Origin of the sequence: Sneathiella sedimenti (assembly GCF_017313765.1) — a bacterium.
Classification (GTDB): Bacteria; Pseudomonadota; Alphaproteobacteria; order Sneathiellales; family Sneathiellaceae; genus Sneathiella; species Sneathiella sedimenti.
Genome location: NZ_JAFLNC010000001.1, coordinates 114,040 through 128,916, shown reverse-complemented (window position 1 = coordinate 128,916; position 14,877 = coordinate 114,040). Strand labels below are relative to the sequence as shown.

Here is a 14,877-nt window from a genome sequence, read left to right as displayed (position 1 = left end):
GAGCGCTGCATGGTTGCGTTTTTCGGGCGCAGCGCCTAAATGTAGGTTGGAATAATTCGAGCAGGTATATACATGACATCCTTACTCTATCTGATTAGCACGATTATCAGCATTTTCATCTGGCTGTTGATTGCAAATGCAATTTTGAGCTGGCTTGTTGCGTTTAATGTCGTCAATACGAACAACCAGTTCGTATCCACGGTTGGAAACTTCCTCTACCGGATCACCGAGCCACCGTTACGCCCGATCAGAAGAATAATTCCGACGATGGGCGGGCTGGATATTTCGCCGGTTGTGTTGATCCTGCTGTTGATTTTCCTTCGCAATCTTTTGTTTGAATATGCGCCTATGATGATGTGACGCTGCCACTTCGACAAAATGTCGACGGCGTGCTGCTCGATATCCGCCTCACCCCCAATGCTGCGCAAAACCGGATTGACGGCATTCTTGTTGATGGAGAAGGTCGGCCGAGGCTTAAAGTTAAGGTGACGGCAATAGCGGAAAAAGGAAAAGCAAACAGTGCAGTAATCAAATTACTGTCGAAATCAATAAAATGTGGTCGCGGGAATTTTGAAATTGTCTCCGGCAAGCTCGATCGAAATAAGACATTGTTGATCAGGGGCGAGCCGTCCGAGATGGAAAATCAGTTAAATGCCTGGCTTGAACAATTTTGACCCGGCATGACAACGACGAAGGAATGATGCAATGACGGCAACAATTATCGATGGCAAGGCCTTTGCGGCCCGGGTAAGGGAAAAGGCGGGGAAGCAGGTTGCGATCCTGAAGGAAAAGCATGACCTCACGCCAGGTCTTGCAGTCGTATTGGTCGGAGAAGACCCGGCGAGCGAGGTATATGTTCGCAACAAGGGCAAGGCGACGATAGAAGCCGGCATGAAATCCGAAGAAATTCATCTCGAGGCAACGGCGACGCAAGAGGAGGTGTTGGCGGTTGTCCAGCGGCTCAATGCGGATCCCACCATTCATGGAATTCTTGTGCAGTTGCCGTTACCGAAACAGGTTGATGAAATGGCGGTTCTGGACGCTATCGACCCGATGAAAGACGTGGATGGCTTTCACGTCATCAATACCGGCCGCCAGGCAGTAGGGCTGCCGTCCATGGTCCCTTGCACACCACTTGGCTGCCTTATGATGCTGAAGGATACACTCGGTGACCTCTCCGGAATGAACGCCGTTGTTGTCGGCAGATCAAACATTGTCGGTAAACCGATGGCAAGCCTCCTTCTGTCGGAGAATTGTACGGTGACCATTGCGCATTCCCGCACGCGCGACCTACCTGCCGTCTGCCGAAGTGCGGATATTCTGGTCGCGGCGGTTGGACGTCCGGAAATGATCCGCGGCGATTGGGTAAAGCCCGGCGCAACGGTGATCGATGTGGGCATTAATCGTATCCCCAAGGAAGATGGCAAGACACGCCTGGTTGGCGATGTCAGCTTCACCGAGGCGGTGGAGGTGGCCGGTGCAATCACGCCAGTGCCCGGCGGTGTCGGTCCGATGACCATTGCGTGCCTGCTGGCCAACACAGTGACGGCCGCCTGTCGTCAGGCAGGTATTTCCGAACCGGAGGTGTAAACTCCTTCCGTGCGATATTCCCGCCCGCTACTCGAACGGTTTTTTAAGTTCATCGCCATTGGCACTTTGGTGGGAATTGTCTTCAGCGTGATCTTTATTGCCCTGCCAATGGCCGGTGTGTTGTTTATCTTGAGCGCGTTCGAGATTGGTTGGACCCTGCCATGGGTCCCTTCAATGCCACTGATCATGGCGGTCGGGGCAATCGCCGGCGGGGCTTTCGCGGCGGGACTCTTTATCAAGGACCGCTATGTTCCCTATGTCGAAGAAGTACCTGATTTCGAGGAAGACGGCGAGGATATCTCGAATGACAGGCGTGACAGGTAGCTAAGCCTGTTTGCGTTGTTCTGCCAGAAGGTTTGTCAGGTTCCCTGAAAATATAATAACCGCGCCAACCAGCACCCACGGGTCAAAAGCTTCCGCATACAGCAGGAAGCCAACGACAGCAATAAGTGGCACCCGTAGGAAATCCATAGGAACCACCACCGTTGCATCTGCATTTTGGAACGCTTTCACAATGCAGAAATGGGCTGAGAGCGCTGTGATGCCGACCGCAATAAACCAAGGCATTGCCTGCCATGTCGGGGGTTGCCAGTCGATCACGGACGGGATCATTGCCATGGGGAGCTGAATAACGGCCATATAGAACAGAATGGCAAGTGCCGTTGTATCTCCCGACAGCTTCTTCGTCAGGGTTGCGGTCACCGCAAAGCCAACGGCTCCGGCGAGAACAATCAAGGCGGGCGTGGTCATGGAAACTAGACCAGGTCGCAGAATGATCAGGATGCCGATGAAGCCCATGGCGATGGCGAAAATACGTGTCCAGGTAAGTTTTTCCCCGAGCAGTAAAGATGCCAATAGCGCTGTCCAGATCGGGGTCGTAAACTCAATGGCAAACACTTCTGCCAGCGAAATCACGGCAATGCCGTAAAACCACGCCGCCTGTCCCGCAAAATGGAAACTGTTGCGAAGGATCTGGATGCCCAAATGTTTCGGATAGATTTGTGCAAAGCCACTGCGCCAAAGAAAGAACAGAACAATAACCAGGCCGATCACACCACGATAAAACAGGATCTGGAATGTGCCATAGTCCGACGACAACTCCCTGCCGGCGACGGCGAGGGTGATAAACGACATTAACGCACCACCCATCCAGAACGCTGCCTTAATGATCGGTGGCATTATTTCACCGTTATCGTTTTTCTGGCGCCAGACGGCATCTCGGCCCCTTTTGGTTATTTTTTCTGTCTGTGTAGAAGCCTCAGGCGCAGAGCGTTCAGCTTGATAAAGCCTTCGGCATCGCGTTGGTCGTAAACCGTGTCTTCTTCGAAGGTGACATGTTCCATGGAATAGAGCGAGTAGGGGCTTTTCCTGCCAACAACGCTTACGCGGCCTTTATAGAGCTTGAGGCGGACAGTTCCGGTCACTTTTTCCTGGCTCTTGTCGATAAGAGCCTGCAGCATTTCCCGTTCCGGCGAGAACCAGAGGCCGTTATAGATCAGCTCAGCATAGCGCGGCATAATGTCATCTTTTAAATGCATCGCACCACGATCAAGCGTGATCTGCTCTATACCGCGATGGGCTTCCAGCATAATGGTACCGCCCGGCGTCTCGTAAATGCCGCGTGACTTCATGCCGACAAAGCGGCCTTCCACCAGATCAAGTCGGCCAATACCGTTATCGCCTGCGAGCTTGTTGAGCGCCGTCAGGAGGTCCGCAGGGCTCATCCGCTTGCCATCGATGGCGACCGGATCGCCTTTTTCATAATCGATCTCGATATAGGTTGGTGTATCCGGGGCGTCTTCAGGTGCTACGGTGCGGGAATATACATATTCCCCGGCCTCTTCCCACGGATCTTCCAGCGCCTTGCCTTCTGCCGAGATATGGAGGAGGTTTGCATCCACAGAGAACGGGGCTTCCCCGCGCTTGTCTTTCGGGATAGGGATCTGGTTCTTCTCGGCGAATTCAATCAGCTTGGTACGGGAGTTGAGGTCCCATTCCCGCCAGGGGGCAATCACCTTGATATCCGGGTTAAGCGCATAGTAGCCAAGCTCAAAGCGGACCTGGTCATTGCCTTTGCCGGTTGCGCCATGGGCAACCGCATCAGCACCAACCTCTTTCGCAATCTCGATCTGCCGCTTAGAAATCAGCGGGCGGGCAATCGAGGTGCCGAGCAGATACTGACCTTCATAGACGGTATTGGCGCGGAACATCGGGAAGACAAAGTCACGGACGAATTCCTCGCGCAGGTCATCGATATAGATTTCCTTGATACCCAGCATCTCCGCCTTCGCACGGGCTGGTTCCAGTTCCTCGCCCTGACCGAGGTCAGCTGTGAAGGTAACGACTTCGCAGTTATAAGTCGTCTGCAGCCATTTCAGAATGACGGAAGTATCTAGACCGCCGGAATAGGCGAGAACGACTTTTTTGATTTCTTGGGACATCACTGGGACCTCAATAGGGAATCTTATATTCAGGCAACTTTGCAGGGCGCAAACTAGGGGAAAAGTGGGGGCTTCGCAAGGGGCAGATTTCCGCAAACATCAGGTGCGATGCGGATAATGGATCACCGATAGGGTAACGGCCTTTTCATCACCTTGGTTTCGATAGCCATGGGGCCGGTCACCACGAAATCGGATTGTTTGTCCTTTTTCAAGCGAATGCCAGATATCATCTGTCAGAATCTCCATATCCCCGGAAATGAGGGTGATATGCTCAATTACTCCCGGCTCATGCGGTTCAGATAAACGTTCATAGCCGGGAAGGAAGGTAAGTTCCATCAAATCAAATCCAAAACGCGGTTCAAACGGAAATAGAGGCGCAACGGCCATCCCTTTGTCACCGGGAACATAGCGGATTTCATTGGCATCTCGAATAACCGTGTCCGCCGCGATCTCGGGTAAAGGTTCCATCAGGGAGGAAACCGAAACCTGAAATCCTGTCGCCAGTTTCCAGAGAACAGCCGTTGTCGGGCTTGATTCGCCTCGTTCAATCTGTCCCAGCATGGCTTTGCTGACGCCAGTTGCCGCCGCCGTTGCATCCAGGCTCCAGCCGCGTTCCTTACGAAGTTTCTTCAAGGTGGCGCAAAGGTGATCTTTCAGATCTTGCATCATTCGTCCATTTTTCGATTGAGCGTTATAGCGCACATCTGTTAGATTGGCGCCGCTTGTGCGTTATAACGTATATTCTGGTGGAAGGTACAGATCAAAATGCTTCGTTTCTTCTCTCCGAGTTATATTTCTGCGGGGTTCGTCGCTGTCCTGGTAGGGTACACCGGGGCGGGCGCCATTGTCTTTCAGGCGGCGAATGCGGCGGGGGCGAGCCCTGAGCAGATCAGTTCCTGGCTCTGGGCGGTTGGGCTCGGAATGGGGATTAGTAGTCTCGGTCTGACCCTTTACTATCGCCAACCGGTTCTTATTGCCTGGTCAACGCCTGGTGCCGCCCTGCTTGCGACCAGCCTGCCGGGAATACCGATGGGGGATGCGATCGGTGCCTTTATCTTTAGTTCAGTCCTTCTCACCCTTTGCGGTGTAACCGGCCTTTTCCAGAAAATCATGACTTTCGTACCGCAATCGCTTGCTTCCGCCTTGTTGGCGGCGGTGCTGCTGCGCTTTGGCCTAGATGCCTTTGTCGCGCTGGAGGCAGATGTGCTGATGGTCGGCGCCATGGTAATTGTCTTCTTGGCAGCCAAGCAGTTCCTGCCACGCTATGTCATACCGCTCACTGTTTTGACCGGTATCGTTATTGCGCTGGCTGGAGGACAGATCTCCGCAGTTGAAGCGGAATTTACGCTCACCCGGCCAGTTTTCGTCATGCCTGCCTTTGAGATCACCACCCTGATCGGTGTCGGCATTCCGCTTTTTATCGTTACCATGGCGTCCCAGAATGTACCGGGTATCGCGGCCCTTCGGGCACATGGCTATGATGTGCCGGCGTCGCCCTTGATCGGTTGGTCTGGTTTTACGGGAATCGTGCTCGCTCCCTTCGGGGGCTTTGCCTTTAACCTCGCCGCAATCACCGCCGCCCTGTGCATGAGTCCCGAGGTTCACCCGGATCCTGCGAGGCGCTATCCTGCGGTTATCTGGGCCTCTGTCTTCTATTGTCTTGCCGGGCTCTTTGGCGCAGCTATCACCGCTCTATTCATTGCCTTCCCGGCAGCGCTGGTCATGGCGATAGCGGGCCTCGCACTCCTGTCAACGATTGCCAACAGCCTAGACGCCGCGCTCAAAGTAGAGGCGGAGCGCGACGCGGCAATTCTGACCTTCGCCGTTACCGCATCGGGCATGACACTTCTCTCCATCGGGGCGCCTTTTTGGGGCCTTGTTATTGGGATGAGTGCCTATCTTTTTCGGAAGCACTTTACGCAGGCGATAAAAGAATAAAATATCACCGCTGAATTAACACTCAGAGATTCTAGATGGTAACGGTTACAGTAAAAGAGGAGGGGTTCAGCGACTGGCAGGCATTGCTTGCGCTCCTGTTCGAGGCATTTACCTATATGGAATGCCGGATTGACCCACCGTCCTCCCTTCATCTCCTGAACGAGGAGACAATTGCCCAAAAGGCGACAGAGGAGACATTGTTGCTGGCGCGTGACGGAGGCAGGCTGGTCGGCTGCTGCTTTCTCAAGAATTTGGGGGAGAAGATGTATCTCGGCAAACTCGCGGTCGATCCCAAGGCGCAGCACTCCGGCATTGGTATTGCGGTCGTGAACTCCGCTATAGATTTATGCCGAACACGCGAGAAAAAGCTAATAGAGCTTCAATCGCGCATCGAACTGGTCGAAGTGCATGACTTTTTCCGCCGCTGCGGCTTTCGTCAGAGCGGCACTACCGCCCATGAAGGCTATGATCGCCCCACCAGTATCACCATGCAGCTTGAATTATAGGCTTGCTTCAGCCCCGGCTTCCTTGCGGCGAGCAGAAGCGGGCGCTTTCTTGCTTGCGGATTTGAGCTGGCCGCAGGCCGCCATGATGTCGCGACCGCGCGGTACCCGGATGGGCGAGGAGTACCCGGCGTCATTGACGATTTTCGCAAATCGATGCATCGCGTTGTTGCTGGAACATTGATACTGCGTGCCGGGCCAGGGATTGAAGGGGATCAGGTTGACCTTCGCCGGAATATCCTTCAACAACCGGACAAGCTCCCGCGCGTCCGACGGGCTGTCATTGATGCCGTCCAACATGACATATTCAAAAGTGATCCGGCGGGCATTGTTGCTGCCTGGGTATTCCTTGCAAGCCTGCAGGAGTTCCTTGATCGGATAGCGCTTGTTGATCGGGACAAGGATATCCCGGATTTCGTTCGTTACAGCGTGGAGTGAAATGGCGAGGTTGACGCCAAGTTCTTCACCGCATTGGCGGATTTTAGGCACGACGCCGGATGTCGAAAGGGTGATGCGCCTCTTGGAAAGGGATATGCCCTCGCCGTCCATAATGATTTTCAGTGCCTTGGCGACATTGTCATAATTCAGCAGCGGTTCGCCCATACCCATCATGACGATATTGGAGATCATCCGATCGCCCTTCGGGCTCGGCCACTCGTTAATCGTGTCGCGCGCCACCAGCATCTGCGAGATAATTTCCCCAGCAGTCAGGTTCCGGACGAGCTTCATAGTCCCGGTATGGCAGAAACTGCACGTCAAGGTGCATCCAACCTGGCTTGAAACGCAAAGAGCGCCACGATCTTCCTCAGGGATATGGACTGATTCAACTTCCTGCCCGTCCTGGAATTTCACTAGCCACTTGCGGGTGCCATCAGTCGATTCCTGGAGGGAGGTAATCTCAGGCCGTTCTGCTGTGAATTTCTCGGGCAGCCAGCCACGCATCTCTTTCGAGATAGACGTCATATCCTCGAACTTGCTGGCGCCACGATAGTAAAGCCAGTGAAAAAGCTGGCGCGCCCTCATCCGGGCAGCTTTCTCATCGATTCCGGCCTCAATCAGCGCAGCCGCCATTTCGCTCCGGTCGAGCCCGATCAGGCTTTTGCGGATGGCGAGCAGTTCGGGTTGCCGGTCAACGGCATCAACATCGGGAATCAAATGATCCATAGCTTCCAGCTTTCTTAAAAAACGGCTTATACTCTTGTCTGGCCGATCAAGTACAGCTTTTTCTAATCTGCTTGTAAGCGGCAGTGAAGCCTTGCAGGGAATAGGTGTCGACGGTCAGGGTCCCACGACTGGAGGTCCCCTTGACAATCATCTTCGATCCGCTGCGCATGGCGCTGATCAGCTTTTCATCGCTGCCGCCTTCGGGAACCCAGGCAACTTCATTGTTTGTCGCAAGCAGGAACTTGTTGCTGCCGATCAAAGCCTCGACGGTTGATTTGTCCTGATAAGGATATCCAGCAACATGGCTGACTTCTTCCTTGGATTTTGATTTGGGCCGATAGGCAACCATGACATAGATATCGCCGCGCTTGACCCCTTGCGGCGTGGATTTAAGCGGTCGCGAAAGCATGTAGCAGACTTTATTGTCATTCTCGACCCAGCTATAGGCGAGCCAGTCGTTAAAAGTGCCAAGTGCCCGGGGCTCCGCCTGTTGTGCGGCGGCTTGTCCCGAAAGGGATAGAAGCAGGGAAAGGGTCAGAAACAAACTGGCGGTCAATCTATACATTCTTAGAGGATACCGGGCCAACGCCATTTTTTCTACCCCCGACACCTTCAATTTTTCTTCAAACTGGAACATCCACTCAACCTGTTGTTTTTTCCGCATCTCATCAATCCGTTTCGCGCCGTTTTATGGGCGCCCCCTGGACATGCGCCTTTAGGGGTTCCGGCGTGCCGAGCTCACCGGTTGGTCGCCGGGCAAATCGCCCGTGGGTGACTATTCTGTCATACATAACAATTGCCCCTGCGGTTGCAACATTCAGACAGAACTTTGTCGGAATTTTGATGAAGTAGTCGCATTTTTCTTGCATTGCCGGGGAGAGGGAGCCGCGTTCGCGACCCAGGACATAGGCTGCACTTATGGGATGAAAAAAACTTGGCAGTTCCGTCGCCTCATCGAGAAGCTCGACCCCGACAATCTTGCACCCTTTTGGCAATTGCATTTCCTCTAGATTATCGTAATCGTACCAAGGGATATTTTTTGGCGCAACGGAGGTGTCCGAGCAGGCCTTGCGAACGGAATAATCTGCGCCGATTGTAAAAACAAAACTCGCACCGAACGCATGGGCCGTACGGAAAAGGTTGCCTGCATTCATCGGCTTGCTGATTCCCTCAACCCCGATACCAAAATAACCCCGGGAAATTGCCATAATTCTCTACTCTCCTGACCGGAATCCTGATAGAAATCCACGATTTACAAATCCAATTTGGTCCAGAACATGATTAACCATTCCTCCAATAATTCTGCAAGCCCTCCTTTCACCGTTGAGGTCACACGCGGGCCCATGGTGGAAAGCCGCCATGTGGTTTCTGCTGCTGTTTCCGATTCGTCCGGCAAGATTGTGCGCAGTTGGGGGAATGTTGAAGATCCGGTATATCTCCGATCTGCAATCAAACCGTTGCAGGCGTTGCAACTCATCGAAAGTGGGGCGGCCGATGCGTTTAATGTGAGTGAAAAGGAATTGTCTCTCGCCTGTGCGTCCCATACAGGAGAGCCGGTTCACGTCGAGGCGGTAACGGCCTGGTTAGACAGGCTGGGTCTCACGATCGACGCCCTTGAATGTGGCACGCATTGGCCGACTTATGATCCCGCAGCGCGCGCCCTCGCCTCCTCAGGACAGGAGCCAACAGCCGCGCATAACAATTGTTCGGGTAAGCATTCCGGCTTTTTGTGTACGGCCGTTCATCTGAAAGAATCGATCAAAGGATATATCGACCGCGACCATCCGGTGCAGCGGCGCATTGTGACCGTTCTGGAGGATTTTACCGATCTCGACCTGTCAAACGCTCCGGTCGGGATCGATGGGTGCTCCATTCCGACGATCGGTATACCGCTGCAACAGGCGGCACTGGCATTTGCCCGGTTTGCGGACCCCTCCAAACTCAGCGCTGACAGGGCGGCGGCCTGCGCACGACTGCAAAAAGCCATCTCGAAATATCCAGAGATGATTGCCGGTTCCGACCGCCTTTGCACCGCAATCAACGGCGCGGCGAACGGCCGAATTGTCGCGAAAGTCGGCGCAGAAGGGGTCTATCTGGCAGCGCTTCCCAAAGCAGGTATTGGTATTGCAATCAAGGCAGTCGATGGTACAACGCGGGCTGTAGACGTCGCGCTCGGGGCAATTCTGGATGAGATTGGAATTCTCGACGATGACATCCATCGCGCGATTGATCCGTTCGTTCGTCCAATCCTGCGTAACAGGAATAACATTACCGTTGGGGAAATCACGGCCACTTTTAACGACTAAAGTATCTCGGTGATTGACCTCGGCTTTTGTTGAAGGGTAAGTTTCTGCATCGCAATAACAACAAAAAAGACATTTAGGAAAAAATCATGAAAGCTCTTGTTTGCAAGGAATTTGGGGATCCGGATATTCTGGTGATGGAAGATGTTCCAGAGCCTGAAGTCAAAAAGGGAATGGTCAAGATCGAGGTTCATTCCGTTGGTCTTAACTTTCCGGACACCCTGATGATTGCCGGCAAATATCAGTTCAAGCCGCCCTTTCCGTTCTCTCCGGGTATGGAATCTTCTGGTATCGTGACCGAAGTTGGCGAAGGCGTCACCAAGGTAGCAGTTGGTGATCGGGTAATGGCCAACCATGGTGTGGGCGGCTTTGCGGAATACGTGCTGGCGCCCGAGAACGGCACCTACAAAATTCCTGACAACATGCCTTATGACCAGGCGGCAGGTTTTCCGGTAACTTATGGCACAACCTATCATGCCCTCGTCGATCGCGGTGATTTGAAACCAGGCGAAGTACTGCTGGTACATGGCGCGGCAGGTGGCGTCGGCCTTAATGCGGTTGAGCTTGGCAAGGCGCTTGGTGCGACGGTCATCGGAACGGTCGGTTCTGATGACAAGATGGATATCGTCAAGCAATATGGCGCGGAGCATGTTATCAACTACTCAACGGAAAGCATCCGTGACCGTGTCAAGGAGCTGACGGATGGCAAGGGTGCGGACGTGATTTATGATCCGGTTGGTGGCGATGCGTTTGATCAGTCCATGCGCTGCATCAACTGGAATGGTCGCCTGCTGGTGATCGGGTTCGCGTCGGGCCGAATTGCGGAACTTAAAACCAACCTGGCGCTGCTCAAGGGCTGCTCCGTTGTTGGTGTGTTCTGGGGCGAATTTGCCCGCCGCTACCCGGAACAGAATCGCGCGAATTTCCAGGCGATGTTGGACATGGTCGAAAGCGGCAAGATCAAGCCGCATGTCTCCATGCATTTCCCGCTGGAAAAAGGTGCGGATGCAATGAAGGCGTTGCTGTCTCGCAAAACCACAGGCAAGGTCATCATTACCGTTAAGGATTGATCTTTCATGGCGAAGGGGAAGGGCAAGCGCGATGCGGCCGTTAAGCGCCAGTATGAGACTCTTCCCTATCCCCCTCGCGACCCGAAAGACGAGGCGGCGCGGCTGATTGAAGGAAGCCCGAGCCATCTCGATGAGCTTAATCATTACCTTTTCGCCGGGAAACGCGATTTTTCACAGCCTTTTCGCGCGCTTGTCGCGGGTGGAGGAACCGGCGATGCCGCTATTATGCTGGCGCAGCATCTGGCGGACCGGGGAAAGGCTGGGCATGTCACCTATCTCGATCTGTCGTCAGCGAGCCGTCAAGTGGCAGAGGCCCGGGCAGAGGCCCGCGGTCTTGACAATATAGATTTCCTGACCGGCTCCCTTCTTGATTTACCGTCCCTGAACCTCGCACCTTTCGATTATATTGATTGTTGTGGAGTGCTCCACCACCTGGAAGAGCCAGTGGCCGGTCTCGCGGCGCTTGTTTCCTGTCTGGCCGACGACGGCGGTATGGGTCTTATGGTTTATGCGACACTTGGTCGAACAGGTGTGTACCCGGTCCAGAATGCCCTGCGATCGCTTACGGAAGGAGACAGTGTGGGCAATCAGGTCAAGCTCGCGAAAAATCTCCTCAAAGATCTTCCACCGGCCAATTGGCTCAACAAGAACAAGGTACTCGGCGATCACAAGCTGGGCGAGGATGCGGCGCTCTATGATTTGTTACTGCACCCACGGGACAGGAGCTATCTTGTGCCTGAAGTTCTGGACCTTCTGACCGAGACAGGCATGCAGCTTGTCAGATTTATTGAGCCGGTACGGTATGAGCCGGAGATGTACTTAAAAGACCCGGAGCTTCGCAAACGGGCCCGGAAACTGGACACAGGGGCACGTGCGGCCCTCGCCGAGAATCTGTCCGGATCAATTAAAACGCATACATTTTACGCCAGGAAATTGCATGGTACGGCCGCAGGCGAGGCGAGGTTCGATCCCGAAATGATCCCCGTTCTAAAAGATAATAATGCGGAAATTCTCTCTCGCACACTCGCCGCGCGTTCGTCTTTGACGGTGCATTTTGATACGGATCCGGTAACGCTCGACATTCCGGACGGGGCGGCGGATTTTGTTCGCTATATTAATAATCAAAGAAATTTGCGGGAAATTCAGTCCGAAATGTCCATGACCTGGCCAAATTTCCGAACGGCTTTTGCTCCCGTATATAAAATGCTGCAGGGCCTTAACCTTCTTTGGCTTAAGTCGAGTTAAAAACATAGCGCGCATAAAATGCACAGCAGTATTGCAGTTTTAGTGCTTTGCCTTTAACAGCCGCCGACTTATTCTGTTCGGGATGGTATTTTTACGTGTTCTGATTAAACCCTTTCTAAATTTCTCTCCGGTGTTACAGGCGGCGGGTCTGATGATAATCGCGTGCCTTTTTTTCTCCCTGATGGCAGGGGTTATCCGTTACGTGTCAGATAGCGGCATGCATATTTTCCAGGTAGTGTTTTTACGGAATGTAGCGGGCATACTTTTTTTTCTGCCCTGGTTCTTCCAGGCAGGATTGGGCGTTTTAAAAACGAAACGCATTGGTGCTTTTGGGCTGCGAAGTCTATTCGGCTTTGCGTCAATGCTGAGCTGGTTCTACGCCGTGAGCGTGTTGCCGCTTGCCGATGCGGTGGCGCTCAATTTTACGGCCCCGATTTTCGGCACCATATTAGCGATCGTCGTCCTGCACGAAGTGGTCGGTATCCGCCGCGGTGCCGCGATGATCGTTGGCTTTATCGGTGCCATGATAATTCTGCGGCCTGGCCTGACAGAAATGAGCGTAGGATCCTATTCCGCTATTTTTTCCGCCGTCACCATGGCATGTTCGATGACGATGGTGAAGCTCTTGTCACGGTCTGAAAATACAGCCGCGATGGTCGCCCTGAACCAGATTTTGATTATACCAATGTCTCTCATCCCGGCGATTTTCGTCTGGGAAACCCCGACGATGGCGCAGCTTGTAGCCATTTTGATTATCGGGTTGCTGGCGACGATTGGACATCTGTGTTTTACGAAAGCCTATACGCTCGCAGATGCGTCTATTGTTATGCCCTTCGATTTTTTCCGGCTCATATTCTCGGCGCTTATCGGCTTTATCTTTTTTATGCAGGAGCCCGATCTTTTCACCTATATCGGGGCCGCAATTATTTTTGCCTCTTCAATCTACATTGCAATCCGGGAAGCCCGGGTGAGCAATGCGCGTAACAACGCGAAAGAGAAGGAGATACTGGCGCAAATAAAGGCAGAGACCCGTTCAGGGCCAACAAAATGAGATCGCCTGACCACGGCATCTTTCCGCAGGGTTTCTTTTCTAGGATACCGGCCAACGGTCAGGGTGCACTATGGATGTTGCTCGGGGGATTTTTCTTTTCCTGTATGGGAGTCGGCATCAAGTTTCTGGGTGCCGAAATGAATAGTTTCCAGATAGCCTTCTTGCGTGCCCTGTTCGGTTTTATCGTCATCTTGCCCTTCGCGCTTCGTCGCGGTCTCTCGGGACTTAAAACCCGTGTACTCAAGCTCCATTTAGCCCGTGGGGTTGTCGGCATTCTTGGCATGCTGTCCATTTTCTATGCGATTACGCATTTGCCCCTTGCTGACGCGGTGGCTCTCACTTTTACCCGACCCCTCTTTCTGATCCTTCTAGCGGTTCTGTTTCTTGGGGAAATGATACGATGGCGGCGCTGGACGGCGACGGCTGTCGGATTCGTCGGGGTATTGGTGATGGTTCAGTCGCAAGGCGAGTTCGAGTTTGCGTCCCTTGTTGCGCTCTTCGGGGCGCTGATGGTCGCGCTGGTGTCCGTCTTTCTGAAAAAGCTGAGCGTGACTGAAGCCCCAACAACGATGATGTTTTATTTCGGCCTGATCGCTTCAGTCATATCTGCATTTCCGGCGATGATCGTCTGGACCCCGCCGAGTTTTGAGGATCTGGCAATACTTGTTCTCTTGGCCTGTTTTGGCTCAGGTGCGAATTTCTGCGCAATCCGCGCTTTTTCAGTCGGAGAAGCAACTGCAGTCGCGCCATTCGACTACACGCGCCTGATATTCTCCGGAATTTTGGGATTTTTTGTATTTGCGGAAATTCCGACGCTTGCCATGTTGATCGGCGCCGGAATTATTGTCGCATCCAGTCTCTATATCGTTCGACGCGAAGCCGGACTGGGCAAGAAGAAACCCGCAGTTCTGGAAAGTTGACGCCGCCCTAAAGGGCGACGTCGAATTCGGCCTCGGTTGCAGCCTTCACCTCGTCCAGTGTCACGCCGTCGGCTAGCTGGATAAGTTTCATCGTGGTTTCGCCTTCCTTTACGAACTCGAAAACCGCCATATCCGTAATCACCATGTCAACGACGCCTTTGCCGGTTAATGGGAGGTTACAGGTTTTCAGGAGCTTAGGGTCGCCTTTCGCCGTATGCTCCATGACCACAATCACTTTTTTCACGCCGGCGACCAGGTCCATGGCGCCGCCCATGCCCTTGACCATTTTCCCCGGGATCATCCAGTTGGCCAGATCCCCATTCTGGGCAACCTGCATTGCCCCAAGGATTGACAGGTTGATATGACCGCCACGGATCATCGCGAAGCTGTCCGCGTTGGAAAAATAACTTGTCGTTGGCAGTTCCGTTACCGTCTGCTTGCCGGCATTTATCAGATCGGCGTCTTCCTCTCCTTCATAGGGAAAAGGACCCATGCCGAGCATGCCATTTTCGCTCTGAAGCTGGATTTCCATGCTGTCGGGAATATAGTTGGAAACGAGGGTCGGGATACCGATACCGAGATTGACGTAGAAGCCGTCTTCAAGTTCCTGTGCGGCGCGCTGCGCCATTTGTTCTCTTGTCCAAGCCATGTG

Annotated in this window: 18 protein-coding genes; 11 read left to right on the top strand and 7 right to left on the bottom strand. The window is 53.4% G+C overall.

Annotation, left to right across the window (positions count from 1 at the left end):
* The first annotated feature begins 72 nt into the window (after positions 1 to 72).
* The 4 genes from J0X12_RS00645 to J0X12_RS00630 are packed head-to-tail and all read left to right on the top strand — an operon-like array spanning position 73 to position 1,914.
* Positions 73 to 360, top strand: a complete 288-nt coding sequence (locus J0X12_RS00645; RefSeq protein WP_207040920.1) for a YggT family protein — start codon at positions 73 to 75, stop codon at positions 358 to 360.
* Positions 357 to 674, top strand: a complete 318-nt coding sequence (locus tag J0X12_RS00640; RefSeq protein ID WP_207040918.1) for a DUF167 family protein — start codon at positions 357 to 359, stop codon at positions 672 to 674. The genes J0X12_RS00645 and J0X12_RS00640 overlap by 4 nt, the downstream gene beginning before the upstream one ends.
* 31 nt (positions 675 to 705) lie before the next feature.
* Positions 706 to 1,590 (top strand): bifunctional methylenetetrahydrofolate dehydrogenase/methenyltetrahydrofolate cyclohydrolase FolD, encoded by an 885-nt coding sequence (gene folD, locus J0X12_RS00635; RefSeq protein WP_207040916.1) that lies wholly within the window; start codon positions 706 to 708, stop codon positions 1,588 to 1,590.
* Positions 1,591 to 1,599: 9 nt separating this feature from the next.
* Positions 1,600 to 1,914: a hypothetical protein gene (locus J0X12_RS00630; RefSeq protein ID WP_207040914.1), complete on the top strand. Its 315-nt coding sequence runs from the start codon at positions 1,600 to 1,602 to the stop codon at positions 1,912 to 1,914.
* On the opposite strand, the gene J0X12_RS00625 is transcribed toward J0X12_RS00630, so the two are convergent.
* From J0X12_RS00625 to J0X12_RS00615, 3 genes are all read right to left on the bottom strand, one after another.
* Complete coding sequence (locus J0X12_RS00625) at positions 1,915 to 2,769, bottom strand: DMT family transporter (protein ID WP_207040912.1); 855 nt, start codon at positions 2,767 to 2,769, stop codon at positions 1,915 to 1,917. It lies immediately after the preceding gene.
* Between the two features lie 53 nt (positions 2,770 to 2,822).
* The gene (locus tag J0X12_RS00620) at positions 2,823 to 4,031 is read right to left on the bottom strand and encodes an argininosuccinate synthase (RefSeq protein WP_207040910.1); all 1,209 of its coding nucleotides are present in this window, start codon (positions 4,029 to 4,031) and stop codon (positions 2,823 to 2,825) included.
* 99 nt (positions 4,032 to 4,130) lie between these two features.
* Complete coding sequence (locus tag J0X12_RS00615; protein ID WP_207040907.1) at positions 4,131 to 4,697, bottom strand: helix-turn-helix domain-containing protein; 567 nt, start codon at positions 4,695 to 4,697, stop codon at positions 4,131 to 4,133.
* Between the two features lie 99 nt (positions 4,698 to 4,796).
* On the opposite strand from J0X12_RS00615, the gene J0X12_RS00610 reads away from it, so the two are divergent.
* Entirely contained in the window at positions 4,797 to 5,969 is a 1,173-nt protein-coding gene (locus J0X12_RS00610; RefSeq protein ID WP_207040905.1) for a benzoate/H(+) symporter BenE family transporter, read from the top strand.
* 35 nt (positions 5,970 to 6,004) lie between these two features.
* The gene (locus J0X12_RS00605; RefSeq protein ID WP_207040903.1) at positions 6,005 to 6,475 is read left to right on the top strand and encodes a GNAT family N-acetyltransferase; all 471 of its coding nucleotides are present in this window, start codon (positions 6,005 to 6,007) and stop codon (positions 6,473 to 6,475) included.
* On the opposite strand, the gene rlmN is transcribed toward J0X12_RS00605, so the two are convergent.
* The 3 genes from rlmN to J0X12_RS00590 form a co-directional block, all read right to left on the bottom strand.
* Entirely contained in the window at positions 6,470 to 7,636 is a 1,167-nt protein-coding gene (gene rlmN / locus J0X12_RS00600; RefSeq protein WP_207040901.1) for a dual-specificity RNA methyltransferase RlmN, read from the bottom strand. The genes J0X12_RS00605 and rlmN overlap by 6 nt on opposite strands.
* Positions 7,637 to 7,682: 46 nt before the next feature.
* Positions 7,683 to 8,192: an invasion associated locus B family protein gene (locus tag J0X12_RS00595; protein ID WP_207040899.1), complete on the bottom strand. Its 510-nt coding sequence runs from the start codon at positions 8,190 to 8,192 to the stop codon at positions 7,683 to 7,685.
* A gap of 112 nt (positions 8,193 to 8,304) precedes the next feature.
* Positions 8,305 to 8,844 (bottom strand): RNA methyltransferase, encoded by a 540-nt coding sequence (locus J0X12_RS00590; RefSeq protein ID WP_207040897.1) that lies wholly within the window; start codon positions 8,842 to 8,844, stop codon positions 8,305 to 8,307.
* A 69-nt stretch (positions 8,845 to 8,913) separates the two neighbouring features.
* Between J0X12_RS00590 and J0X12_RS00585 the strand changes: the two genes are divergently transcribed.
* The 5 genes from J0X12_RS00585 to J0X12_RS00565 all read left to right on the top strand — a co-directional run bounded on the left by J0X12_RS00585 (position 8,914) and on the right by J0X12_RS00565 (position 14,225).
* Complete coding sequence (locus J0X12_RS00585; RefSeq protein WP_207040894.1) at positions 8,914 to 9,942, top strand: asparaginase; 1,029 nt, start codon at positions 8,914 to 8,916, stop codon at positions 9,940 to 9,942.
* A gap of 86 nt (positions 9,943 to 10,028) precedes the next feature.
* A complete protein-coding gene (locus J0X12_RS00580; RefSeq protein ID WP_207040892.1) occupies positions 10,029 to 11,009 on the top strand; it encodes an NADPH:quinone oxidoreductase family protein in 981 nt (326 codons plus the stop codon).
* Positions 11,010 to 11,015: 6 nt separating this feature from the next.
* Positions 11,016 to 12,254, top strand: a complete 1,239-nt coding sequence (locus J0X12_RS00575; RefSeq protein WP_207040889.1) for a class I SAM-dependent methyltransferase — start codon at positions 11,016 to 11,018, stop codon at positions 12,252 to 12,254.
* An 82-nt stretch (positions 12,255 to 12,336) separates the two neighbouring features.
* Positions 12,337 to 13,305: a DMT family transporter gene (locus tag J0X12_RS00570; RefSeq protein WP_337925133.1), complete on the top strand. Its 969-nt coding sequence runs from the start codon at positions 12,337 to 12,339 to the stop codon at positions 13,303 to 13,305.
* On the top strand, positions 13,302 to 14,225 hold the full coding sequence (locus J0X12_RS00565) for a DMT family transporter (protein ID WP_207040885.1): 924 nt from the start codon (positions 13,302 to 13,304) through the stop codon (positions 14,223 to 14,225). The genes J0X12_RS00570 and J0X12_RS00565 overlap by 4 nt, the downstream gene beginning before the upstream one ends.
* 7 nt (positions 14,226 to 14,232) lie before the next feature.
* Here the strand turns inward: J0X12_RS00565 and J0X12_RS00560 are convergent, their stop codons facing one another.
* Positions 14,233 to 14,874, bottom strand: a complete 642-nt coding sequence (locus J0X12_RS00560) for a CoA transferase subunit B (protein WP_207040883.1) — start codon at positions 14,872 to 14,874, stop codon at positions 14,233 to 14,235.
* Positions 14,875 to 14,877 lie beyond the last annotated feature (3 nt).